The sequence below is a fragment of the Amycolatopsis balhimycina FH 1894 genome (assembly GCF_000384295.1).
GTDB lineage: Bacteria > Actinomycetota > Actinomycetes > Mycobacteriales > Pseudonocardiaceae > Amycolatopsis > Amycolatopsis balhimycina.
The window spans coordinates 2257953-2280456 of sequence record NZ_KB913037.1 but is presented as its reverse complement, the minus strand read 5'-3'; the positions used below and the strand labels follow the sequence as shown (position 1 = coordinate 2280456).

The window sequence follows — 22504 nt, the reverse complement described above, 5'->3', positions numbered from 1 at the left end:
CCCCCTCACTGCGCGATGAGCCAACCCGCGAGCACAGCGAATGCCACCGGTTCACGGATGAACCGGCCCGCAAGCAGATGAACGCCCCGGAGGCGCCTGCTGGGCCTTGCTGCGGGCCGGCAACGGCAACTGCCGCCACCGCCGATCATGATGCCGCGGCTGTTCCTCCGGCCGATCGGACGAACCGCGGCAGCGATGCCGTCGAAGCCGGCAAGGGCGGGGGTGCCGACTCTGCATCGGCTCGCTTTGCCGGCATTCATCGCGGACCTCCTCGGTGTCATCCTTGGTCGAGTTTGCTCATGGTGTCGAGCTTGCAATGGGAAGGCGGGGGCCTCTCGTGCGCATGCTTTGTCTCGCGGCCGCGGTGGATGAACGGCTGATTCCGCCTCCGCGAGAAGCGTTCGCCGGCGCGGCCGGCATCGCCCGCTTGTCGGCGGTCCGACCCGGTCGGGTGAATGCGTGAACACGATCGGACGCGGCGCGACCCGGGCTGCTCAAGGTAATCTCAGCGCTCACTGTCAAACGGCCGGCACACGTGACCACTCGCGAAGCCGGCAGGACAGGAGTGGCGAGAGATGCGGCTCTCGGACCGGTTTCCCCGGGTGGTCATCGTCGGAGCGGGTCTGGGAGGCACTGCCACCGCGGTCCGGCTGCTCCAGTTCGCGCGAGAACCCGTGCAGGTGGTGCTGATCGAGCGGCACCCCGGGTACCGCAGCGCGGGCGTGGCCTACCACCGGGCCGGAAACCACTGGCAGCACGTCTTCAACATCCAGGCGGGCCGGATGTCGATGTTCCGTGAGGACGTCGACGATTTCGTGGACTGGGCGAACAGCGAGGCCGACCGGGCCGGCTGGCCCGCGGAGTGGAGTGGCTTCAGGTTCACCGAGTCCGGGCCGGCGCCGCGCCGGATCTACGCCGACTACCTGGCCGACCGCCTGGCTCAGGCCGCGCGGGAGGCGGCGGACGGCGTGAGCCTGGTCGAAGCCGACGGCGAGGTGGTCGACGTGGAAGCCGCCGCCGGCGGGCACTGCGTCGTCGTCGACCGGTTCTGCCTGCCCGGCGGCGATGCCGAGCCCGGGCGCGTGACTCTCCGGGCCGACCACGTCGTCATCGCGACGGGCTTGGAAGAACGGGACCTCCCCTTCGCGGCCGAGGTGGTGAACCACCCGGCCTTCGTGCGGCGCCCGTACTCCGAAGCGGGGGTTGCGCGCATCCTCGGCACCGGGCCGGACGCGACCGTCGTCATCATCGGCACGTTGCTCACCGCCTACGACGTGGCCGCGTTGCTGTTGCGGCGCGGGCACCGGGGAAAGATCGCCATGATCTCCCGCTCCGGCCGGATGCTGCGGACCTACCCGCCGGACCACCGGCACCGCGTTCTCGATCTGCCGGCGCCCCGGCTGCACCGCGAAGGCTACGAAGGCCGCCAGAACCTGCTTCTGCGCGTCGTGGCCGAATGGGAGCGGGCGTGTGCGATCGTCGCTCGCGAGCACCCCGACGTTCCGCCTTCGGTCGTGTCGGAACGGGTCTCGAAGTCGTGGGAGCCCCACCTGCCCGGGGTGCTGGCCCGGATCCCGTCCGCCGACCTGCGTGGGCTCCTGGACCAGTACGGGACGCTGCTGGCCACCCTGCGGGTCGGCGCGGTCGCCTACACGACGGAGATCGTGGACGCGGCGATCGACGGCGGCGGGCCGATCACCCTCGTCACGGGAAAGGTGGACCGGATCGCCGGCACCGAGGCAGGCACGCTGATGGTGTCGGTGGCCGGAGCGTCGTCGCCGCAAACCCTCGAAGCGGACCTGGTGATCTCGAACTTCGGACGGGAGCCAGACTACGGACGAACCGGGTCGGCGCTCTGGGCGGCGCTCCTGCGGAAGAAGATCGCCGTGCGGCACCGGCGTACCGGGCGCGGCGTGGAGGTCGACGGGTCCGGTGCCCTGCTCGGGCCGTCCGGGGTCCCGTCCGGTCCGGTCTCGGTGATCGGCGGTCCTCGGGAGGGCGACGAGATCGTCCGGAACGGCCGGGTCGGCGCGTTCACGTTCAACCTCGCCGCGATCAAGAACCATTCGGTCGGTGTCGCCGCGACCGTGCTGCGCCGGCTCGAATCCTGTTACGACGAACATGCCGGGAACTTGGCCGCGATCCTGATCGAAGATCCCGGCGCACGGGAGGCGTTCGCAGCTTCGGTCATGCTCGAGGTGCGCCGGATGACCGCCCGGGGTGGGCTCGATCGGGAAGCACTGGTGGACCGGCTCGAGGTAAGCCTGAAGTCGGTTCGTGACGCTGCTTCCGGCGGCGAGCTCCCTTGGCCCGATCGCGCTCTGCGAGCCGCCGTGAACACGACCGCCACGAGGAAGCTCAACGACCTGTCCGTGACGCCGCGCGAACTGCGGGGCCTGCTCGGCCTCGACGAGCCACTGGAAGCGTCCACATCGGACTGATGAGGCCGCAACGCTGAGGACGCGCCGACGGCGGGCGGACGGCCGGCCTTGGGGCACGCATACCGCCCGCGCCGGTCCGGCGTACCGACACGACCTGGCGGCAGTTTCTGCGCACGCAGGCTTCGACGATGCTGGCGTGCGACTTCTTCCACGCCGACTGCGCGCTCACTCTCAAGCGGATCTACGTGTTCTTCGTGTTGGAGGTCGGCAGCCGCCATTCCACTCGGCACGCCATCGGGCCCGAGGTCGACGCCGCTTCCCGCAGAAAGCCCGTCATGAACGCGTTCGCTTCGAGGAGGCTGTCAGCTTCAGGCGCCACTGCCAGGTGTAGGTGTCGCCGGTGAGACGGTGCGTGGGATGGGTGTCGGCGCCGAGCATGGCCGTGCCGACGCCGCGGTGGGCGATGTCCAGGACGACGTGGGTCAGCTGTGACTGAGGCAGTTCCCACCAATGCGCGGTCCGCTCGAGGTCGCCTATTTGGTGCCGCGTGATCGTCGCCGACATCGGCGCCGAGGAGGCGATCTCGACCCGGCCGGCGGATCCTGTGACCATCAGTTCGTCGATGCCTCCGCGGGTTCCATTTTCCTGAGGTTTGATGTACGGCGTGGCGAGCTCGTCCACTTGCGCGGACCATCGTGCGAGGAGGGCAGAGGCCTTTCGGTCGGGATAGTTCTCCCAGGGGCCGAGGCCCGTCCACTCCGCGGACGCGAAGCCCTCGTCGAGGGTGAACTGCACCCCGACGCGCAGACCGTCTCGGGTGCCTTCGGGCAGAGCGACCTGCTCGTCGATCAAGTAGTCGCCTTCGTCCAGAGCCGTGATCGTCGACCGGTGCACGACGGTGTCGCCGAACGCGGTGTGGTAGACGATCTCCACGTCAGCGGCTTCGTTGGCAGTGGCAATGATCACGTCGGCCGGCACGAGCCGGAAGAACCCTGAGCGCACGAACCGGTTGTCCAATGCGAATGAGGCGTCGTTGTCGGTCAGCGCCCGCCACAACAACAGCTTCGGCGGCGTCATCAGCAGCGGATGGCTCAGTGCGCCCTCCTCCGTGACGAGGGCAGGCTTGCCGCCGCGGGTTGCCCGGGCGTCGAGGGCAGGCACGCGTGGCAGAACGACTTGGTGCGCGGACAGTTCGGTGCCGGCTGGGCCCCACGGTGTGTCGTGGCCCAGCACGACCGTGATCGTCAACGCGAGTGCGTGGGGATCGTGCAGTGCCCGCACGACCTCGTCCGGCAGCCGTATGCTCTGTTCGCTCCCGGCGGTGATCTGCGCCGTCAGCTCGGTCAGGGCGACAGGCCCGGAGCGAGTGTCGACGCGGGCGGTGAGTACCAGGTCGGAGAGGTCGGCGAAGGACCGGCGGTTACGGACCCGCACGAGGCCTGCGAGTGCGTCCGTGGCGTCCGAGACGAGGCGGATCGGGCTGAAGATCCCGCGGGCCTCGTAGAGCGCGGGCTTCGGGGTCAGGTCGGCGAACACGACACCGTTCAGCAGAGTGGGGCCGTCGTTCGGAAAATCGCCGAAGTCACCGCCATATCGGTAGCGGCCGTCCCCGTCGGGGTCGAGCGCGTGGTCGGTGAATTCCCAGATGAACCCGCCCTGCAGCCCAGGCAGTGTCTCGAACAACTCCCAGTAGTGCGCGAGGCCTCCGGTGGAGTTGCCCTGCGAATATGCGTACTCACAGGTGATGAACGGGCGGTCTGCACGGGGATCACGCGCGTACGCCTCCAATGCGGCGAACGAGGGGTACATCGGGCAGAGGATGTCGGAGGCGGCGTGGCCGGCGTGCCAGTCTGCGGCGACCGCGCCCTCGTACTGCACGGGCCGGGTCGGGTCGACCCGCCGCACCCACGCGGCAGCGGCATCGTGGGCGGCCCCATACCCGGTCTCGTTGCCGAGCGACCAGGTGATGATGCTCGGGTGGTTGCGGTCGCGGAGCACCATCCGCTTCACTCGCTCAACAATCGGCCCGAGGTAACGGGGGTCGTCGGCGATCGTGGACGCGAATGCGTGCCCTTCGACGTCGGCCTCGTCGACGACGTAGAACCCGAACTCGTCGCACAGGTCCAGCAGGTACGGGTCATTGGGGTAGTGCGAGGTGCGAATCGCGTTGACGTTGAACCGCTTCAGCAGCGACAGCTCCTCCCGCATCCGCTGCCGAGAGATGACACGTCCCGTCCGCGGGTCGGCATCGTGGCGGTTCACGCCCTGGATGAGCACGCGCTGCCTGTTGACCAGCAGGTCGCGGCCTACGATCTCGACGCGGCGGAACCCGACGCGGTACTCGGCGGCATCCACAACCCTGCCCGCCGGGTCGATCAGTTCTACGCGCACGCTTTCGAGATGTGGGATCTCCGCTGTCCACGGGGCCACCTCGAGGCCGTCGAGGTCGAGCACCGCGGAACCAGGGGCCGTCGATGGGCCCTGGATCGCTGTGGACATGCCGTTTGCGATCGCCCGAAACTCCGGGGGCACCGGTGCGGACGCAGCCTGGATGCTGAGGAGGTCCATGAAGTCCTCCGGCAGCACCTGCGGCGGCCGCTGCGACCGATCACTGCTCGACAACGGCATCGTCGGCGCGATCACGCGCGCACCGATCGGAACATCGTGGGCGCTACCCACCGCGTGTACTCGCACGGTGTGCTCGACCGTGTGCAGGTGCGCAAGCCCCAGAGTGCGCACGTCGATCTTCACCGATCCACGTTCGGAACCCGCGTCGTAGTCGGCCGTGATGACGACATCCGACAACCGGACCGCAGGCACGACGTGCAAGCTCACCGGCCGGCTGAGCCCGAACTGCCACCAATGATCCTGGTCTTCGAGGTAGCTCTCCGCCGACCATTTCGTGACGGCGAGCTCGAGCTCGCCGTCCCCGTCGACGAGGGCGTCGGTGATGTCGAACTCGGCATGCAGGTGCGAGTCCGTGCTCGTTCCGACGTGCGTGCCGTTCACCCGCACTGCCAGGAACCCTTCCGCGGCTCCCACGTGCAGGATCACCCGGTCGCCGCCGTGCTCGGGAGGTGTGAACTGCCGCCGGTAAACACCAACAGGGTTGTCCGCGGGAACATCCGGGTAGACCTCGTCGAACGGCATGGTCACGTTCGTGTAATGCGGGTGTCCGAAGCGTGCGTCCATGGTCCACAGGGACGGAACCTTGACCTCGGTCCAGCCGTCGGGCGCAGGCTCGACGTCCACCCCGGCCAGCAGTTGGAACTGCCAGGAGCCGTCCAGGGACATCCTCGGCGCACGGCGGATGCTGCTCATCGGCTCCCTTCCGGCTTGCCGTGCGCTGATCAAGCTGTCGCCGGTGAGCGCGGTCACGAATTTGGTCCTTCCGTCGCTTGTGGTCAATGCTTCCCGCGGCCCCGTTGCCCATGTGCGCCGGTCAGCCTTGTGCATCCTGCAACTCCGCCTCGGCGACGGTCACGGAAGACAGGAATGCGCGCCGCCCTTCGAGGTCGACCGGGTCCCCGGTGACCTCGATTCGGGTGCGACTGCGCAGATCCTCGGAGCTGCTTCCGGCGACGAAATCCACTGGACCCGGCTCGAGTACGAACCTTCCATCCACGCCCGAGTAGCCGAGCTGAGCCATTGCCACGTCGAAGGTGACCGAGGCGGCGGCCTGGGGCGCAAGGTCGACCCGGGCGAACCCGATGAGCTGTTGTGCCGGGCGGGTGAGCCGGGGTGCGGTGACCGACGCGTAGAGTTGCACGACTTCTGTTCCCGCCCGCTGCCCGGTGTTCGACACCGTCAGCGTCATGGTCAAATGGTCGTCACCGGTTACCTGCGCTCGGCTGGGCTTCAGGTCGCCGTACTCGAAGGACGTGTAGCTCAGGCCGTGCCCGAAGCAATAGAGGGGAGTGGTCGGAAGGTCCATGTAGCCCCGGTATTGCTCGACATGCCCACGCCGGTATCCGCTGCCGTGTTTTTGCCCCGCATAAATGGGTACCTGGCCGGTGGCGCGCGGAAGGGTGTAGGGAAGCTTCCCGCTCGGGTTGGTCAGCCCGGCGAGAACCGAGGCGATCGCGCGGGGGCCGTACGGGCCGGGGTAGTAGGCGATCACCAGTGCGCTCAACAGGTCGTCCACGTCGGCCAAGCCGTACGGGCGTCCCTGGTAGACCACACCGACACAGGGCGTACCGGTGGCGGCAACGGCTCGCACGAGTTCGACCTGAGGCCGGGACAGGCTGATGTCGGCGGCGTCGGTGGCTTCACCCTCGGTGATTCGGTGAGCGAACCATCCTGCGCGACCACCGATCGCGAGAACCACGAGATCGGCCTCCCGCGCCGCAGCCACCGCCGATTCGATGTCCTGTGGGTCGTCTTCCAGAACACCCACGCCTCGGACCACCTGCACATCGGCTTGCGGCATCGCCTCTCGGACAGCCTGGGCAAGATCGGCCGTATCGTGCTCATGTCGCACCAGCGCGTCGGTGTCCAGGGCGGCCAGCTTCGCAGCCTCTGCTGCCATCTGCTCCTTGAGCTCAGCTGGAATTTCGGCCATGGATTCGATGCCTGCCATCGTCGATTGGCCGGTCATCAGGGCCTTGACCATGTCGAGGTGTGCCGGGTGTGTGTATGCCGCGAAGTTGACGATCGCCGAGTCGGCGTGCGGACCGATCACGGCGATGCGCTTCGTGCCGCTCGCTATCGGCAGGATTCCGTCATTCTTCAGAAGGGTGACGGACTCGTCGGCGAGCCGGCGTGAGAGGTCCCGTCCCTCGCTGGAGATGGCGCGCAGGACGATAGGTTCCTCAGTGACATAGGGATTTTCGAACAGTCCCAGCTTCGCCTTCGAGATGAGGACTCGGCGCACAGCGTCATCAAGGACCTCGCGTTGTACGCGCCCGGCCGCCACAGCTTCTTCCAGGACCGGACCGAAACTGACCACTGAGGGCAGTTCGATGTCCACTCCGGCCTCCAGGGCGAGGATGCCCGCGTCCTGCGGAGAAGATGCGACCCTCTGACGCGTATGTAGCCATTCGACAGCGCTGTAGTCGGCGACCACGGTGCCATCGAAACCAAGGCGGCCGCGTAGGAGGTCGGTCAGAATCGCCCGGCTCGCCCCCACCGGGACGCCGTCGATCTCCGAGTAGGAATTCATGACGCTCTCCAGACCCGCCAGACGCACTGCCGCCTCGAACGGGGCCGCATAGACGTCGTACAGTTCGCGGCTGCCCAGATGAGTGACCGCCTGGTTCTGACCGGCCTCGGTCAAGGCGTACCCCAGAAAGTGCTTCGCAGTCGCGATGACGCCTTCGAGCAGGTTGTTTCCCTGCAGGCCCTGCACGTAGGCGACCCCGAGTGCCGAAACGAGATAGGGGTCTTCTCCGTACGTTTCGTGCACCCTGCCCCATCGGGCGTCCCGTGCGACGTCGAGTACGGGAGACAATGCTTGGAGTACACCCACTGATCGCATCTGGCGTCGGATGATCCGTGCCATGTCCTCCACGCCTTCGGGATCCCATGTCGCGGCAAGGGCGATGGCGGTCGGGAAGGATGTGTAACCGGCAGCCACGAACCCGTTGAGTGCCTCGTTGTGCACGATGGCCGGAATCCCGAGCCGGGTGTGCTCGACGAGGTAGCGTTGGATCCCATTGACCCTTTGAGCGATCTCGGAAGGCGAGGAGAAGCCCGCGACGCCGGAGATATGGCCGATCCCGAGTCCGAGGTGATGCTCCATGGCCGGAGAGCTGAGTCCCTCCCGGCCAAGCAGCATGTGCGGCATCACGGCGGACAGCTGCTGCGTCTTCTCGCGCGTGCTCATCCGGGACAACAGGTCATTCGCTCGTTGGCTCGGCGTCATTGCACTGGCGTCCATCGATTCTCCTTCGGCGATTAGTGAACTGGCGCGAGCTAGCCGTGCGGCACCACAACGGACAGCCTTGTGGACTCCGCCGTCCCGGTTCGGGCACGCAGGGACGAGCGCCCAGCTAGGAGTCGCGAATCACGCTAGCACGTGCTAGCCGAGCTTCGTCAAGATGTCCTCGCAACCTGTTCTGAACCGACTCCTTGAGCGCGACCAGTCGTCCTCAGGTTGGTCTCCCGCTCACTGGAACAACGTCCTCCGAAGCCCTCACCGAGCCGTTGTACTGCTCCGGTGTCGTCCTTCGCATTCACCAAGATCGTCGTCGATGACCTCGACGCGCAAGCCGCCTTCTACTCGACCGTGCTCGGGCAGGTGTCCAAACACCGGTTCACCGGTGGTGAGGGTCATCAGGCGTTCGAAGAGATCGTCATGGGCTCCGCGGCCGGTGACGGACCGTCCCTGCTGCTGATCCGCTACGTCGACGGGAGCTCGCAGCCAGGGGAGGCCGTGTTCGGGTTCGCCGTCGCCGATGTGGAGGAGACGGTCCGCGCGGCACGAGCTGCAGGCGGCTCGGTGCGGTCCGAGCCGAAGTCCCTGCCCGAGGCCGGGGTGAAGGTCGCCGAGCTGGCTGATCCGGAAGGGCACCTGCTCGAAATCGTCCAGCAGCTGTGAAAGAGGAATCGATGTTCGATCTGTCAGGCCGTACCGCGCTCGTGACGGGCGCCGGCCAGAACGCCGGTGCGGGCATCGCGCGGGCGTTGGCCGCACAGGGCGCCGCCGTGGTGGTGAACGACCTCGTGGCCGATCGGGCCAAGACCGTAAGCGACGAGATCACCGCCGCCGGCGGGCGTGCCGTCCCGATCGCCTTCGACGTCACCGACGCGGACGCGGTACGGGAGGGTGTCGGCCAGGTTTGTACGGAACTCGGGCGGCACATCGACATTCTCGTGCACAACGCGGGGATCCCCGCCGACTTCGGGCAGGGGCAGTTCCGCACCCTCGACCCGGCCCGGTGGCGAGCGCCGGTGGAGATCAACCTGTTCGGCGCGATGAACTGCCTGACGGCCGTCATCGGCGACATGTGCGACGCCGGCTGGGGGCGGATCGTGCAGATCTCCTCGGGATCGGCGCGCACGGGCTCCGATCAGGGCCTGTCGCTCTACGGTGCGGCGAAGAGCGGGGTCGAGGGCTTCATCCGGCACATCTCCCAGGAGGTCGGGCCCTTCGGCGTCACCGCCAACACCCTTGCGCTCGGCTTGCAGACCAACGCCGGCGGGCCCGCCACCGACGCCATCGCCGCGCGGATCGCCACCCGGCGGCTCGGCACGCCGGAGGACGTCGGTGCCGCGGTCGTCTACCTCGCGTCGGCTGAGGCGTCTTGGATGACCGGGCAAACGTTGAACCTCAACGGCGGCAGCGTCACCACTTAGGAGCCCGCGTGACCATCGACCTCTCCGCGCACCGTCTGGACCCGGCGGCGAACACCCTGCGGACCGAGGTGTGGGAGTTCCTCGCGGCCCAGCGGACGGCCGGGGCGTTCGAGCCAAGGTGCGACGCCTGGATGACGGCGGCGGACCCGGCGTTCAGCAGGCTGCTCGGCGAGCGCGGCTGGCTGGGCATGACCTTGCCGCGTCAGTACGGCGGTCACGAGCGGTCGCCTTTGGACCGGTTCGTCGTCACCGAGGAACTCCTCGCGGCGGGTGCTCCGGTCGCCGCGCACTGGATCGCCGATCGTCAGATGGCGCCGTCGATCCTGCGCCACGGCACCGAAGAGCAGCGGCGACGCTACCTGCCGGCGATCGCCCGCGGTGAGTGCTTCTTCGCCATCGGGATGAGCGAACCCGACGCGGGGTCGGATCTGGCCGCGGTCCGGACGCGAGCCCGGCCGGTCGGCGACGGCTGGGAGCTCACCGGTACGAAGCTGTGGACGACCGGAGCCCACTTCGCGCACGCGATGGTGGTGCTGGCGCGCACCGACGGCACGCCGGAAGACCGGCACGCGGGGCTGTCGCAGTTCATCGTGGACATGCCGGCCGACGGCGTGGCGATCCGGCCGATCGTGACCATCGACGGCGAGCACCACTTCAACGAGGTGGTCTTCGACGGTGCCGTGGTGCCGGACAGCAGCTTGCTCGGCGAGCGGGGCGCGGGCTGGCGGCAGGTCACCGCCGAGCTGGCGAACGAGCGGTCCGGCCCGGAACGGCTGCTCAGCACGGTCCCGCTGCTGCGGGCCTGGGCCGACGTGGTTCGCGAAACGGGTGATCCAGTCGCGGCCCGGGAACTGGGAAGACTGACGGCCCGGGCGTGGACGCTGCGGCAGCTCTCGCTGTCGATAGCGGCTGCGCTGGCCGGCGGGCGTTCCCCGGACGTCGCGGCCGCATTGGTCAAGGACATCGGTTCCCGCTTCGAAGGAGATGTGGTGGAAACCGTGCGGCGCATGGCCGGCCTCGAACCGCGGCGAGGGGCACCCGGACTGGCTGGGCTGCTCGCCGAAGGGATCCTGCATTCCCCGGCGTTCACCCTGCGCGGCGGGACGAACGAAATCCTGCGCTCGGTCGTGGCGCGTGGGCTGGGGGTCCGGTGAGCGGCGACCTGCGCGCGGAAATCCGCTCGGTCGTCGGCGCGATGCTGAACGGCCGCAACCCCGAGGAGGGGTTCGACCGTCCGCTGTGGAAGGACCTGGCCGGCGCCGGATTTCACCTGCTGGGCGTGCCCGAGGAAGCGGGCGGCAGCGATGGCGGGCTGCGGGAACTCGCCGCGGTGGTGGATCTGCTCGCCTTCCACGCCGCAGCGGTACCGGTCGCGGAGTCGGCTTTTCTGGCCGGCTGGCTGTTGTCGCGGGCCGGACTCGCGGTGCCCGAGGGCCTCACGGTCGCCTCCCTCGACGAAGCCCGGGGCGCGTCTCGGCTGTCCGGCCGGGTGCGGGCACCGTGGGGCCGGCACGCGGACCACTTGGTGACCTTGGCTCGGGGCGATGACACGGTCCTGGTCGTCTTGGTGCCGGCTGCTGGGCTGCCGATCGAGTGCGCCGAGAACCTGGCCGGTGAGCCGAGGGACACGCTCGTGCTCGACGGTGTCACGGCGACGCAAACCGCGGCGGCTCCGCCCGACGTCGATGGGCAGGCGCTTCGGCGACGGGGTGCGCTGGCCAGGTCGATCCAGCTTGCGGGCGCGGCGCGGGCGGTGCTCGAATCGGCCCGTCGCCACGTCGGCGAGCGGGAGCAGTTCGGCCGTCCGCTGGCGCGGTTCCAGGCGGTGCAGCAGCACTTGGCCTCGCTCGCCGCCGAGACCGTCGCCATGCAGGTCAGTGCGGACGCCGCGGTGCTCGCGGTCGAAGCCGGCGACCCGGCGGCGGACGTGGCCGTCGCGGCGGCCAAGGCGACGACGTCGGCGAGCGCCCACGTCGTCGCCGCGATCGGCCACCAGCTGCACGGCGCCCTCGGCTACTCGCGGGAACACCACCTCGGTGCGGCGACGACCCGGTTGTGGGCGTGGCGCGAGGAATTCGGGAACGAGAGCCGATGGCAGGACGAGCTCGCGGTGGGCGGGGGAGACGCGTGGTGGTCCCTGGTGACGGGCGGTTCGCGGTGAGCGCCCTGGCCGGCCTGCGGGTCCTCGACCTGAGCCGGGTGCTGGCCGGGCCGTTCTGCGCGCAGATGCTCGCCGACCACGGCGCGGAGGTGATCAAGGTCGAGGCTCCGTCGGGCGACGAGACGCGTCGCTGGGGTCCGCCGTTCGCCGACGCCGCCGAGACCATGAGCACCTACTACGAAGGCCTCAACCGGAACAAGGCGAACCTGCAGCTGGACCTGCGGGTCGAGGAAGCACGGGCGGTACTGCACGACCTCATCGCGGACGCGGACGTCGTCGTGGAGAACTTCAAAGCCGGGACCATGCAGCGGTGGGGGCTCGGTTACGAGACGAGGCTCGCGGAGGAGTTTCCCCGGTTGGTCTACTGCCGGATCAGCGGCTACGGCGTCGACGGCCCGCTCGGCGGCCTGCCCGGTTACGACGCGGTGCTGCAGGCCTATGGCGGGCTCATGAGCGTCAACGGCGAGCGGGACGGCGACCCACTGCGTGTGGGCGTCCCGATCGTGGACATCACCGCCGCGCACCAGGCGTTCGCCGGCATCCTGCTCGCCCTCGTGGAACGATCGGTCAGCGGCCGGGGCCAGCTGGTCGACATCACGCTCCTGGACGCCGTGCTGTCGCTGATGCACCCGCATTCGGCGGCTTACCTCCGCGCGGGCGTGGTGGCCGAGCGCCTGGGCGCAGCGCATTCGAGTGTCGCCCCGTACCAGGTGTTCGCCACGGCCGGGCAGGGAACCCTCTTCGTGGCTGCGGCCAGTGACGCGCAGTTCGCCGCGCTGACGGACGTGCTCGGCCGCCCAGAGCTCGCGGACGACGTCCGCTTTCGCCGGAACCGGGACCGGGTCACGAACCGCGAAGACCTGGTGGCCGAGCTGCGGCCGTTGTTCCTCGCGGTCGGCGCTGACGACCTCGCGGAGAAACTTGCCGAGCGAGGTGTGCCGGCCGCCCCGGTCAACAACGTGGCCGAAGCGTTGACGTCGCCGCAGGCGCGGCATCGCGCCATGGTGGTGGACGACGGCGGGTACCGCGGCGTGGGTGTGCCGATCAAGCTGAGCCGTTCGGCGCCGGTTCCGCCGCGGGCTCCCGCGCCGCCGGGAGCGGACACCGCCCGCGTCCTGGCCGAGCACGGATACACGCCGGATGACATCGCTGTGCTCCGCCGCTCCGGGGCGCTCGGTCAGCTGCCGCTCGCCTGAGCGGAGACGCCGGCGAGCACGCTGCGCAAAGCGTCCCGGAGCAGGTCCGCGATGTCCTCGCCGGAGTCGGAGGACACCGAGTAGTCGAAGACACGGCGGGTCGCCTGCACGACGAGGTAGGCGGGCAGGCTGCGGTACAGCGGGTGGTCGCCGAGCGCGATGCGCTGGTGGAGGAACTCGGCGACGGCGTCGCACAGCTCGTCGTCGACCTCCATCCACCGCAGCCGGTACTGCGGCGTCGTCGACATCAACCGGAGGAAGCGACGCTCGAGGTCGGTCAATGAGCCTTCGTGCAGCTGGGACGTCCACGCCGAGACGAGCGTCTCCAGGACGTCGCTGTCGGCCGGCGCCGCACGAAGGTGGGCGATGACCTCAGCGGAACTCCGCCGGAACAGCGGCCGGACCACATCCTCCTTCACCGGGAAGTGCCGGTAGAAGGTACGGGGCGAAACGCCGGCCGCGTCGGCGATGCGCTCGACCGTGGCGGAAGTGTCGCCGTCCGCGACGAAGATGTCGGACGCCGTCTGCGCGAGCATGAGCCGCAGTTCTTCGGCGCGCCGCTCGGTCAACGTAGGCCTCACCACGGTCCGGAGCCTACTTCGTCCGCGGAAATTCCCGGCGGTTGGTTTACAGGGGTAACTCCCGCGGCTACGCTCACGCATGTCAGTTTGTGCCAAGTTGGCACAATGTGCAAGGTAGGCAACGGTGCCGGAGGTGACGATGACGACGGCTCGGAGCCAGGAGACGCCCACCGCGATGATCGACAGGGTGGCGTCGCTGCTGCAGTCCTTCGACGGTCATCCCCGGCTGACGCTGGCCCAGATCTCGCGGCTGGCGAACCTGCCGCGCTCGTCGGCGCACCGGATCCTGCAGCGGCTGGTCGACCTGGGCTGGGTTGAACGGGACGGCTTTCAGTACGGCCTCGGCCTGCGCATGTTCGAGCTCGGCTCCCAGGTTGTCCGGCGGGACCGAGCCCACCAGGCCGCGCTGCCGTTCCTGCACGCGCTCCACCGCTCCACCGGCCTGACCGCCCACCTGAGCGTGCTCGTGTCCGCGGACGTGCTCCACCTCGAACGCATCGGCACCCGCGCCGAGACGGAACTGGCGTGGTGCCCGGGCGGCCGGCAATCCGCAGTGCATTCGGCGGCCGGACGCGCCTTGCTCGCGCAGCTCGACGAATCGGCCTGGCCGGAACTGACCTTCCCGGCGGCGGCGAGTTCCCACGGCATTCGCGGCCTGCCGCAGCTGCGACGGGACCTGGACCAGGTCCGCGAGCGTGGCGGGGTGGCGGTCGACACCCAGTGGTGCACCGCGGGAATCACCGCGGTCGCCACCGCGATCGGCCCCGCCGAAGCCGAGCTGGGCGCCGCCGTTTCCCTCAGCGGTCCCGCCGGGACCATGCCCGTCGAGAAAGCCGTTGCCGCCGTCCGGATGGCCGCGATGGACATCTGGTACGCGGCCTCCGGGGTGACCCGGCTTCGCGGCCGTGGCCCCCGTCCGATCATCCTGCCGCCCGCCGTCGCGGCGCACGGCTGAGCCCCATTCTTCCGAAGGAACCGGTAACCGATGACTGTGATCCGCCCGGACCAGCCCACCCATGTCGTTTCCCCGGTGACCGACGTCGACCAGGAAGCCTTGGCCGCAGCGATCGACGTCGCCGAACCCGGCGCCGTGCTCATGGCACTGGTGCACCTCACCGGCGACACCGGCCTCGTCGACGAATTCGCAGCCAAGCTCGGCGACACGGTGATCATGGGGGAGTACCCCGCGGAGGTCGCCGCCGAGGTTCGCGACCGGGCACGGCACCTCCTGGGCGGCTCGCTGACCCCGCGGATCACCGTGCCCGACGACGACCTGTTCCGCCGGATGACCGAGGTCTGCGTCGCCGACGCCGTCGGTGCCGAGTACGTTCCGCACCTGCGCGAGCAAGGTGGCTTCGAACCCGCGCAAGCAGTGGTTGCCCGGACCCGCAAGCCGCCCGAGCACTTCACCGTGGCCGTGATCGGTGCCGGCATGATCGGGCTCAACGCGGCGATCAAGCTCGGCGAGGCCGGCTTCCGCTACCGGGTCTTCGAGGAGCGCGACGACCTCGGCGGGACGTGGTCGCGCAACGTCTACCCCGGCGCCGCGGTCGACACGCCGAGCCACTTCTACTCCTATTCGTTCGAGGTCAACCCACTGTGGTCGAAGTACTACCCGACGGGGCCCGAGTACCTGGACTACCTGCACGGTGTCGCCGAGAAGTACGACCTCTACCCCAACATTTCGTTCTCCACCAAAGTCCTCGGCTGCGAGTGGCTGGAGGACGAGCAGGTCTGGAACGTCATCGTGCACGAAGACGGCGTGACGCGGACGTACCGGGCGAACGCCGTCGTCACGGCGACCGGGGTGCTCAACGGCGCGTCGATCCCGGACGTCCCGGGGAAGGACACCTTTGCGGGCGAGATGATGCACACCGCCGAATGGCGGTCCGATGTGGACCTGAGCGGCAAGCGGGTGGTCGTCCTGGGGACCGGCTGCACGTCGGTGCAGGTGGTCGCGAGCATCGCCGACGAGGTCGAGTCGCTCGACGTCGTCATGCGCCAGCCGCACTGGGTCATCCCGGAACGCAAGGTCAGCGCCGACGTCCCGGACGGGATGCGGTGGGCGCTGGAGAACATCCCGTACTTCCACCAATGGTTCCGGGTGAAGACGTACTGGTGGGCCGCCGACAAGGGCTGGGTCATCCCCCGGATCGACCAGGAGTGGTATGCCACCCACGTGTCGGCCTCGCCGGCGAACGACGCGCTGATGCAGGTCTGCCTCGACTACCTGGACCGGAGTTTCGCCGATCGCCCCGACTTGAAGGCGAAGCTGACGCCGGACTTCCCGCCGTTCGCGAAACGGATCGTGAAGGACCCCGGGTTCTTCGAGGCCGTCAAGCGGGACAACGTGGCGGTGCACGCGGCGTCGTTCCGGGAGATCCGGCCGGACGGAGTCGTGACGACCGAAGGTGAGTTCCTCCCGGCCGACGTCATCATCTGGGCCACCGGGTTCAAGCTCGAATACCTGGGCTTCCTCGATGTGGTGGGTCGCGACGGCGTCAAGCTGGCCGATGAATGGGCCGACCAGAACCCGCGGGCCTACCTGGGGATCACCGTGCCCGGCTTCCCCAACTTCTTCGTCACGGCGGGCCCGAACGCCGCTCCCAACCATGGCGGCGGGCACAACGTCACCAGCGAGGAGCACGTTCACTACGTCGTGGAGAGCCTGCAGTACCTGGTCGAGCACGGGCTCACGGCGATGGAGCCGACGCGCGAAGCAACTGATGAGTACAACCGGCGCGTCGACGAGGAGCTCGACCAGACGGTCTGGACGCACGGGCGCACGGCCAACGGCTACTACCGCAACAAGTCCGGGCGCGCGTGGATCAGTTGCCCGTGGCGTCTGGTGGATTACTGGTCGATGCTGCGCGAACCCGCACCGGAGGACTACCGGTTCACGCCCTGACCTTATTCGCCGTGGAACACCGGTGTGCGGCGTTCGAGGTTCGCCGCGATGCCCTCGGCGCAGTCGCGGGTCGCCCACAGCCGGGCCTGCTCCGCGAGTTCGTGATCGAGGGCGCTCCGGACCCGCTCGGCGATGCCGGACCGCAGCGTCGCCCGGATCGACCGGACCGCGAGCGGCGCGGCCGCCGCCACCGTCCGGGCCCATTTCAAGGCGGCCTCGCGCTGGCGTCCGGGGTCGGAGAGCCGGTCGGCCAGTCCGATGTGGACGGCCTCCTCGCCGTCGACGCGCCGTCCGGTCATGAGCAGGTCGGCAGCGACGCGCTGGCCCACGAGGTCGGGCAACGTCACGCTCAGCCCGAAACCCTGGTGGAACCCCAGCAGAGCGAAGTTGGCGACGAACCGGGTCGAGGAATCCACGACGCGGAAGTCGGCCGCGCAGGCCAGGCCGAGACCGCCGCCGACCGCCGCGCCCTGGACCGCGGCGATGATCGGGGTCCCGACCTCGAACAGCTGGATTGCCCGCCGGTACAGGCGCCCGGACACCGCGACCCGGTCCTGCTCGAACCCGCCACCGGTGCCGAAGTCCGCTCCTGCGCAGAAGTGCTTGCCTTCCGAGGCCAGGACCAGCGCTCGGCATCGTGGGTCGTCATCGAGTTCGCGGGCCGCGTCGACCAGTTGCCCGATGAGCTGCTCGTCGAAGAAGTTCGCCGGCGGACGGCGCATCTCCAGCAACCCGACCCCGTCCTGCAGCACCACCGAAACGTCCGTCATGGACCCAGCGTGCCCGGGCGGTGTCCGGGCAGGCCGAAAGTGTCCGGTCAGTGGACCATCCGGCCCCACGGCGATGCCGTCCGAGGGAGATTGAGGAGGTGGAGCTCACCAACGTGCTGGCCGCGTTCGCGCGCTTGGCCGACGAAGGAACCCTCGCGGAACTAGGGACCTTGTTCGCCGAGGACGTCGAGTGGTCGATGACCGGAACCACGTGGCGCGGCCGGGCCGAGGTCTTGGCCGGTCTCGGCTCGATGCGCGAACTCGGGCACGCCGGTCCGGACTCGGGTAATCGCCACGTGCTCACCAACCAGGAGGTGTACGTCGACGGTGACCGTGCGACGGCGCGCTCGTACTTCCTCCTGGTGAACAGCGAAAGGATCCTGGCCATCGGCGCGTACCAAGACGAACTCGTGCGTGCGCAGGACGGCTGGGTCATCGCCCGGCGTGAGGTCCGCGCATGACCGCCGATTCGCGCATCCGCCAGGCGCTCGATCGCGCGATCGAGCTGGGGGAGAGGGGCATCGCCGTCGCCGCCTACCACCGGGGCGAGCTGATCGTCGAGGCGGTGGCGGGCGCTGACAGCGACACCCTCTTCCCGATCTTCTCGGTGACCAAGGGCGTCACCGCGACGGCGGTGCATCTCCAGGCCGAGCGCGGCCTGGTCGACCTGCACGCACCGATTGCGCGCTACTGGCCGGAGTTCGGTACCTACGGCAAAGAAAAGGTCACTGTCGAGCAGGCCCTCTCGCACCGCGCGGGCATCCCGCAGATGCCGGACGGCGTCACGCCGGAGCTGATGGCCGACTGGGACTGGATGACCGCCCGCATCGCCGAGTTCACGCCGGTCTACGAGCCCGGCACTGCGAACGCCTACCACGTGCTCGTTTGGGGCTGGATCCTCGGCGAGGTGGTGCGCCGCACCGATCCTGCCGGGCGGTCGTTCGACCGGTTCGTGGCCGAGGAGATCTGCGCGCCGCTGGGGATCACCGACTTCCACCTCGGCGTTCCCGACGCCGACCTGCCCCGCGTGGCGAAGCTGCACGGCGGCAACGAATTCTCGATCGTCGACGAGCACAACATCAGCCCGCGTGCCGTCTTTCCCGGCTCCGACGTGCACAACCAGCGCACGGTGCTGCAGGCGGTCGATCCCGGCGCCGGCGCGGTGGCCACGGCCGGAGCGGTCGCCCGGATCTTCGCCATGCTCGCCGAGGGCGGGACCCTGGAAGGCGCCCGGCTGCTCTCCCCGGAACGGGTCGCGACCTTCGCCCGGCCGCGCGAGAACGCTCACGATCCGGACAAGGTGCTCACGATCCCGGTCTGGTTCGGTGCCAACGGCTTCTGGCTCGGTGGCGAGGAAGGCGCGTCCGATCCGCTGGTCGGTGACCACCGCGACATCATCTACAGCCCCGGCGCCGGCGGCTCGCTCGCCTGGGCCGATCTGCGCGACCGCGTCGCCGTCGCGATCTGTCACAACGACATGGACACCCCGGCGGTCGTGGAGCCCGAGCGGACCTTCGCGCCCGTCGTCCGGGCGATCCGCGAAATCGTGAACGAAAGGGAGCGCCGATGAGCACAGCCGAGGAGCTGTTCGGCGGCGGCACCGCCGTCATCACCGGCGCCGGTGCGGGCATCGGCGCCGGGCTGGCGCGCTACGCGGCCCGGGAACTGGGCATGAGGGTCGTCCTGGCCGATGTGGACACACCCGCGATCACCGCGCTGGAGTCCGAGCTGCCGGACGCCGTCGCCGTGACCTGCGATGTGCGTGACCCAGCCGCGGTCGAACGGCTCGCCGGACCGGCCGGGCCGGTCACCCTCCTGGTGAACAACGCGGGCGTGGAGCAGTTCGGCTACCTTTGGGACACGCCGGTCGCGAACTGGGACCGCCTGCTCTCGATCAACATCAGCGGTGTCTTCCACGGCATCAGAGCGTTCCTGCCCCGGATGCTGGCCGACGCACGTCAGTCGTGGGTCTGGAACCTCTCCTCGGTCGGCGGTGTCGGCGCGAGCCCGCTGCAGGCGCCCTACATCATGAGCAAGCACGCCGTGCTGGCGCTCACCGAATGCCTGCACCAGGAAGTCGAACTCGCGGGGCACGCCGATCACGTCCATGTGCAGGCTGTTCTGCCGGGCGCCGTGGCGTCGAACATCTTCGAATCCGCCGGCGCGGTCGACGCCGGTGACGTCTCCGCGGCCGAGGACCACCGGGCCGCGATGCTCAAGATCAAGCAGCAGGCGATGGACCCCCTCGACGCGGCCCGCGTCTTCTTCGACCAAGCCGCCGCCGGCGAGTTCTATCTGACCTCGCAGGACTTCGTCGGGGACGCCATGGCCGCCAGAGCGGAAATGCTGGTCCACCGGCGGGCGCCGGTCCTTCCGCCGGGCGAGTTCACCTTCCCCACCGACTGACCCGGAGCGCCCGATGCCCCTGCCCCCGCTGGACCCCGACGCCGCGGCCATCGCGAAGGCGACGGCCGACCTGCCGCCGATGCGCGCGCGGGGCATCGCCGCGATCCGCGAGGCCCTCGAAGCCATCCCGCATCCGCCTGGGCTGCCCACTGCGGACATCGAGGACCGCGAGCTTCCCGGCTGCATCCCGGTGCGGATCTACCGGCCGGTCGAGAACGACCAGGCACCGGTGCTGGTGTACTTCCACGGCGGCGGCATGTGCATGGGCACGATCCACTCGTTCGAGCCCCTCGCCCGCAACCTGGCCGCCGCGAGCGGCGCGACCGTCGTGTCGGTCGGCTACCGCCTGGCTCCTGAGCATCCGCCGCCGGCGCAGTTCGACGACGCCTTCGCCGCCACGGCCTGGGTCGCCGAGCACGCGGCCGAGCTGCGCGTCGACCCCGGGCGGCTCGCGGTCGTCGGGGACAGCGCCGGTGGCACCCTCGCGGCGGCCGTCGCGCTGGCGGCCCGGGATCGCGGCGGGCCCGCCATCACCTGCCAGGTCCTGATGTACCCGGGCCTCGATCGCGACCTCGGCGCCCGGTCCATCGTCGAGTGCGCGGACGCGCCGCTCCTCGGCCGCGACGACGTGCTGTACCTCAACGAGCTGGCCGACAGCGGGTTCGGTTACCCGGACAACGCCTACCGGATCCCCGCCTACGCGACCGACCTCACCGGCCTGCCCCCGGCCATCGTGGTCACCGCCGAATGCGACCCGATCCGCGACTGGGGCGAACGCTACGCGCACCGCCTTCGCGAATCCGGTGTGCAGACCACCCTGACCCGCTACCCGGGCGCCTACCACGGGTTCGCGCTCCAAGCGGCCTATCTCGCGCGCGGGCGCCTGGCCATCGCCGAGACCGGCGCGCTGCTGCGGGCCAAGTTCGCCCACCCCCTCCCGTTCTGACCACCAGGAGCACTTCCGTGACCGACCCCTTCGCCGACGCCGTCGACATCGCCCCGCGGGAGCTGTCCCGCGGCTACACCTGGGCCGAATGCCCGCGGTGGCACGACGGCGCGTTCTGGTTCAGCGACATGTACCACCATCGGATCCTGCGGCTCGACGCCGCGGGTACCCCGGAGACCATCGTCGACCTCTCGACGCGCACCCCGGTCAACGGCGGCGAAACCATCCCCGGCGGCTTCGGCTGGTTGCCCGACGGGCGGCTCATCGTCACCTCGATGCACGAACGCCTGCTCCTGGCGTTCGACGGTGAGAGCCTCACCGAGTACGCCGATCTACGGGAACTGGCCACCGGGCCGATCAACGACATGGTCGTCGACGCCGATGGCCGCGCCTACGTCACCCAGCTCGGGTTCGAGCTGTTCGCCGGGGAATCCCCGAAGGACTCGGACCTGCTGATCGTGGAACCCGACGGCACCGCCAGCGCGCTGACCGAGCTGGGCGGCTTCGCCGGAGCCAACGGCATCGCCGTCAGCGGCGACGGGAGCCGGGTGGTCACCGCGGAGGCCTTCGCCAACCGGATCACCGTGCTCGACCGCGACGAACACGGCCGTCTCGGCAACCGTCGCGTCTTCGCCGAAACGCCGTCCCTGCCGGACGGCATTTGCCTGGACGACGACGGCGGCGTCTGGGCCGGGCTGCCCGCGGTCCCGGCCGTCGCCCGGATCACCGAAGGTGGTGCGGTCACGGACATCGTCCGCTTCGACGCGACACAAGCTTTGCCCCCGGCGTGCGTTCTCGGCGGGCCTGACCGGCGCACTCTCTTTGTCTGCGCAGGCCTGGACGTCATGGACTTCGAAGAGTCGCGGCGCAACCGGAACGGCACCATCTGGACCGCCGAGGTCCGGACGAGCGGAGGGGGCAACCGCCCGTGAACGAGAGGAAAGCTCCGATGGACAAGCTGTCCTTCCAGGGCCGCGTCGTCATCGTGACCGGCGCCGGCCGTGGCATCGGCCGTGCACACGCGCTGCTGCTGGCCGAACGCGGCGCCTCCGTGGTCGTCGCCGACCTCGGCGCCCGCGTCGACGGGTCCGGCGTGGACGGTGACGACCCCGCAGCGGACGTCGTCGCCGAGATCCGGGCCGCCGGCGGCCGGGCCATGGCCTCGCGCGCGGACGTCTCCACCGAAACCGGCGCCGCCGAACTCGTCGCAGCGACGATCGAGAATTTCGGCGAGCTGCACGCGGTCGTGAACAATGCGGGGATCGTCCGCACCGCGCGCTTCGATGAGCTGAGCACCGCGGAGTACCAGCGCTACCTCGACGTCCACTTCTTCGGCTCCTTGTTCGTGTGCCGGGCGGCGTGGCCCCACTTGATCGCCTCGGGCAGCGGACGCGTGGTCAACACGGTTTCGGCCGCGATGCTGGGCAACCCGCTGATGACCCACTACGGCAGCTCCAAGGGCGCGGTCTTCTCACTGACCCGCAACCTCGCCGTCGAAGGCGCCGAGCACGGCATCCTCGTCAACGCCGTCGCACCCGGAGCAGGCACCCGCATGGCCGAGAACGCGGCCGAGTCGCTGTCCCCGGAGGTCATGGCCTACCTGCGCACTCAGTTGCTGCCCGAACACGTCGCACCGGTGGTCGCCTTCCTCGCCCACCCGGCCTGCCAGGTGACCGGCGAAGTCTTCAACGCCGCCGGTGGCGCGGTGAACCGCCTGGCCGTGGTGACCACCACCGGCATCCACGACCCCGCCCTGACCGTCGAGACCGTCGCCGAGCGCTTCGACGAGGTCATGGCCATCACCCCCGAAGCCCAGCCGGCGACCGTCGCCATCCCTCAGACCACCTGACGTATGGAGC

The 22504-nt window shown here is 69.5% G+C and carries 19 protein-coding genes and 1 pseudogene; 14 read left to right on the top strand and 6 right to left on the bottom strand.

From position 1 onward, the window contains the following. Positions 1-5: 5 nt before the first annotated feature. Positions 6-260 (bottom strand): hypothetical protein, encoded by a 255-nt coding sequence (locus A3CE_RS57955; protein ID WP_211231835.1) that lies wholly within the window; start codon positions 258-260, stop codon positions 6-8. A gap of 315 nt (positions 261-575) precedes the next feature. Between A3CE_RS57955 and A3CE_RS0109540 the strand changes: the two genes are divergently transcribed. Then, entirely contained in the window at positions 576-2441 is a 1866-nt protein-coding gene (locus A3CE_RS0109540) for an FAD/NAD(P)-binding protein (protein ID WP_020639851.1), read from the top strand. Between the two features lie 273 nt (positions 2442-2714). Here the strand turns inward: A3CE_RS0109540 and A3CE_RS0109535 are convergent, their stop codons facing one another. The 3 genes and pseudogenes from A3CE_RS0109535 to A3CE_RS0109530 all read right to left on the bottom strand — a co-directional run bounded on the left by A3CE_RS0109535 (position 2715) and on the right by A3CE_RS0109530 (position 8259). Further along, positions 2715-5132 carry a glycoside hydrolase family 2 TIM barrel-domain containing protein gene (locus A3CE_RS0109535; protein ID WP_245589784.1) on the bottom strand — a complete coding sequence of 806 codons (2418 nt, stop codon included), beginning with the start codon at positions 5130-5132 and terminating at the stop codon, positions 2715-2717. 75 nt (positions 5133-5207) lie between these two features. Further along, positions 5208-5675, bottom strand: a pseudogene (locus A3CE_RS58490) (sugar-binding domain-containing protein); the annotation flags it as partial. Between the two features lie 148 nt (positions 5676-5823). Next, on the bottom strand, positions 5824-8259 hold the full coding sequence (locus A3CE_RS0109530) for a beta-glucosidase family protein (RefSeq protein WP_020639849.1): 2436 nt from the start codon (positions 8257-8259) through the stop codon (positions 5824-5826). Positions 8260-8538: 279 nt separating this feature from the next. On the opposite strand from A3CE_RS0109530, the gene A3CE_RS0109525 reads away from it, so the two are divergent. Genes A3CE_RS0109525 through A3CE_RS0109505 form a run of 5 tightly spaced genes read left to right on the top strand, consistent with a single transcriptional unit; the run spans position 8539 to position 13034 of the window. Continuing rightward, positions 8539-8919: a VOC family protein gene (locus A3CE_RS0109525; RefSeq protein ID WP_020639848.1), complete on the top strand. Its 381-nt coding sequence runs from the start codon at positions 8539-8541 to the stop codon at positions 8917-8919. 11 nt (positions 8920-8930) lie between these two features. Further along, complete coding sequence (locus A3CE_RS0109520; RefSeq protein WP_020639847.1) at positions 8931-9677, top strand: SDR family NAD(P)-dependent oxidoreductase; 747 nt, start codon at positions 8931-8933, stop codon at positions 9675-9677. Positions 9678-9685: 8 nt separating this feature from the next. Beyond that, complete coding sequence (locus A3CE_RS0109515; protein WP_020639846.1) at positions 9686-10831, top strand: acyl-CoA dehydrogenase family protein; 1146 nt, start codon at positions 9686-9688, stop codon at positions 10829-10831. Further along, positions 10828-11838: an acyl-CoA dehydrogenase family protein gene (locus tag A3CE_RS0109510; RefSeq protein ID WP_020639845.1), complete on the top strand. Its 1011-nt coding sequence runs from the start codon at positions 10828-10830 to the stop codon at positions 11836-11838. The genes A3CE_RS0109515 and A3CE_RS0109510 overlap by 4 nt, the downstream gene beginning before the upstream one ends. After that, the gene (locus tag A3CE_RS0109505; protein WP_020639844.1) at positions 11805-13034 is read left to right on the top strand and encodes a CaiB/BaiF CoA transferase family protein; all 1230 of its coding nucleotides are present in this window, start codon (positions 11805-11807) and stop codon (positions 13032-13034) included. The genes A3CE_RS0109510 and A3CE_RS0109505 overlap by 34 nt, the downstream gene beginning before the upstream one ends. Here A3CE_RS0109505 and A3CE_RS0109500 read toward each other — a convergent pair. Beyond that, positions 13016-13618, bottom strand: a complete 603-nt coding sequence (locus A3CE_RS0109500) for a TetR/AcrR family transcriptional regulator (RefSeq protein WP_211231834.1) — start codon at positions 13616-13618, stop codon at positions 13016-13018. The genes A3CE_RS0109505 and A3CE_RS0109500 overlap by 19 nt on opposite strands. A 136-nt stretch (positions 13619-13754) precedes the next feature. Here A3CE_RS0109500 and A3CE_RS0109495 point away from each other — a divergent pair, with 136 nt between their 5' ends. Together A3CE_RS0109495 and A3CE_RS0109490 are read left to right on the top strand one after the other, a co-directional pair. Continuing rightward, complete coding sequence (locus A3CE_RS0109495) at positions 13755-14570, top strand: IclR family transcriptional regulator (RefSeq protein WP_026468317.1); 816 nt, start codon at positions 13755-13757, stop codon at positions 14568-14570. A gap of 30 nt (positions 14571-14600) precedes the next feature. Then, positions 14601-16523 (top strand): flavin-containing monooxygenase, encoded by a 1923-nt coding sequence (locus A3CE_RS0109490; RefSeq protein WP_020639841.1) that lies wholly within the window; start codon positions 14601-14603, stop codon positions 16521-16523. Positions 16524-16525: 2 nt separating this feature from the next. On the opposite strand, the gene A3CE_RS0109485 is transcribed toward A3CE_RS0109490, so the two are convergent. Further along, positions 16526-17293, bottom strand: coding sequence for an enoyl-CoA hydratase/isomerase family protein (locus tag A3CE_RS0109485; RefSeq protein WP_020639840.1), 768 nt, complete (start codon positions 17291-17293; stop codon positions 16526-16528). Positions 17294-17391: 98 nt separating this feature from the next. Between A3CE_RS0109485 and A3CE_RS0109480 the strand changes: the two genes are divergently transcribed. Genes A3CE_RS0109480 through A3CE_RS0109455 form a run of 6 tightly spaced genes read left to right on the top strand, consistent with a single transcriptional unit; the run spans position 17392 to position 22494 of the window. Beyond that, a complete protein-coding gene (locus A3CE_RS0109480; protein WP_020639839.1) occupies positions 17392-17754 on the top strand; it encodes a nuclear transport factor 2 family protein in 363 nt (120 codons plus the stop codon). After that, positions 17751-18863 (top strand): serine hydrolase domain-containing protein, encoded by a 1113-nt coding sequence (locus tag A3CE_RS0109475; protein WP_020639838.1) that lies wholly within the window; start codon positions 17751-17753, stop codon positions 18861-18863. The genes A3CE_RS0109480 and A3CE_RS0109475 overlap by 4 nt, the downstream gene beginning before the upstream one ends. After that, positions 18860-19699: an SDR family NAD(P)-dependent oxidoreductase gene (locus tag A3CE_RS0109470; protein WP_020639837.1), complete on the top strand. Its 840-nt coding sequence runs from the start codon at positions 18860-18862 to the stop codon at positions 19697-19699. The genes A3CE_RS0109475 and A3CE_RS0109470 overlap by 4 nt, the downstream gene beginning before the upstream one ends. A gap of 13 nt (positions 19700-19712) precedes the next feature. Further along, the gene (locus tag A3CE_RS0109465) at positions 19713-20645 is read left to right on the top strand and encodes an alpha/beta hydrolase (RefSeq protein WP_020639836.1); all 933 of its coding nucleotides are present in this window, start codon (positions 19713-19715) and stop codon (positions 20643-20645) included. 17 nt (positions 20646-20662) lie between these two features. Continuing rightward, positions 20663-21577, top strand: coding sequence for an SMP-30/gluconolactonase/LRE family protein (locus A3CE_RS0109460; protein WP_020639835.1), 915 nt, complete (start codon positions 20663-20665; stop codon positions 21575-21577). A 17-nt stretch (positions 21578-21594) separates the two neighbouring features. Then, a complete protein-coding gene (locus A3CE_RS0109455) occupies positions 21595-22494 on the top strand; it encodes an SDR family NAD(P)-dependent oxidoreductase (RefSeq protein WP_020639834.1) in 900 nt (299 codons plus the stop codon). Positions 22495-22504: the final 10 nt, after the last annotated feature.

What these genes read in the sequence shown, in the direction of transcription:
- A3CE_RS0109520 (WP_020639847.1), top strand. Translation starts at nt 8,931, where the DNA reads ATGTTCGATCTGTCAGGCCGTACCGCGCTCGTGACGGGCGCCGGCCAG.
- A3CE_RS0109485 (WP_020639840.1), bottom strand. Translation starts at nt 17,293, where the DNA reads ATGACGGACGTTTCGGTGGTGCTGCAGGACGGGGTCGGGTTGCTGGAG.
- A3CE_RS0109495 (WP_026468317.1), top strand. Translation starts at nt 13,755, where the DNA reads ATGACGACGGCTCGGAGCCAGGAGACGCCCACCGCGATGATCGACAGG.
- A3CE_RS0109455 (WP_020639834.1), top strand. Translation starts at nt 21,595, where the DNA reads ATGGACAAGCTGTCCTTCCAGGGCCGCGTCGTCATCGTGACCGGCGCC.
- A3CE_RS57955 (WP_211231835.1), bottom strand. Translation starts at nt 260, where the DNA reads ATGAATGCCGGCAAAGCGAGCCGATGCAGAGTCGGCACCCCCGCCCTT.
- A3CE_RS0109540 (WP_020639851.1), top strand. Translation starts at nt 576, where the DNA reads ATGCGGCTCTCGGACCGGTTTCCCCGGGTGGTCATCGTCGGAGCGGGT.
- A3CE_RS0109475 (WP_020639838.1), top strand. Translation starts at nt 17,751, where the DNA reads ATGACCGCCGATTCGCGCATCCGCCAGGCGCTCGATCGCGCGATCGAG.
- A3CE_RS0109470 (WP_020639837.1), top strand. Translation starts at nt 18,860, where the DNA reads ATGAGCACAGCCGAGGAGCTGTTCGGCGGCGGCACCGCCGTCATCACC.
- A3CE_RS0109490 (WP_020639841.1), top strand. Translation starts at nt 14,601, where the DNA reads ATGACTGTGATCCGCCCGGACCAGCCCACCCATGTCGTTTCCCCGGTG.
- A3CE_RS0109530 (WP_020639849.1), bottom strand. Translation starts at nt 8,259, where the DNA reads ATGGACGCCAGTGCAATGACGCCGAGCCAACGAGCGAATGACCTGTTG.
- A3CE_RS0109465 (WP_020639836.1), top strand. Translation starts at nt 19,713, where the DNA reads ATGCCCCTGCCCCCGCTGGACCCCGACGCCGCGGCCATCGCGAAGGCG.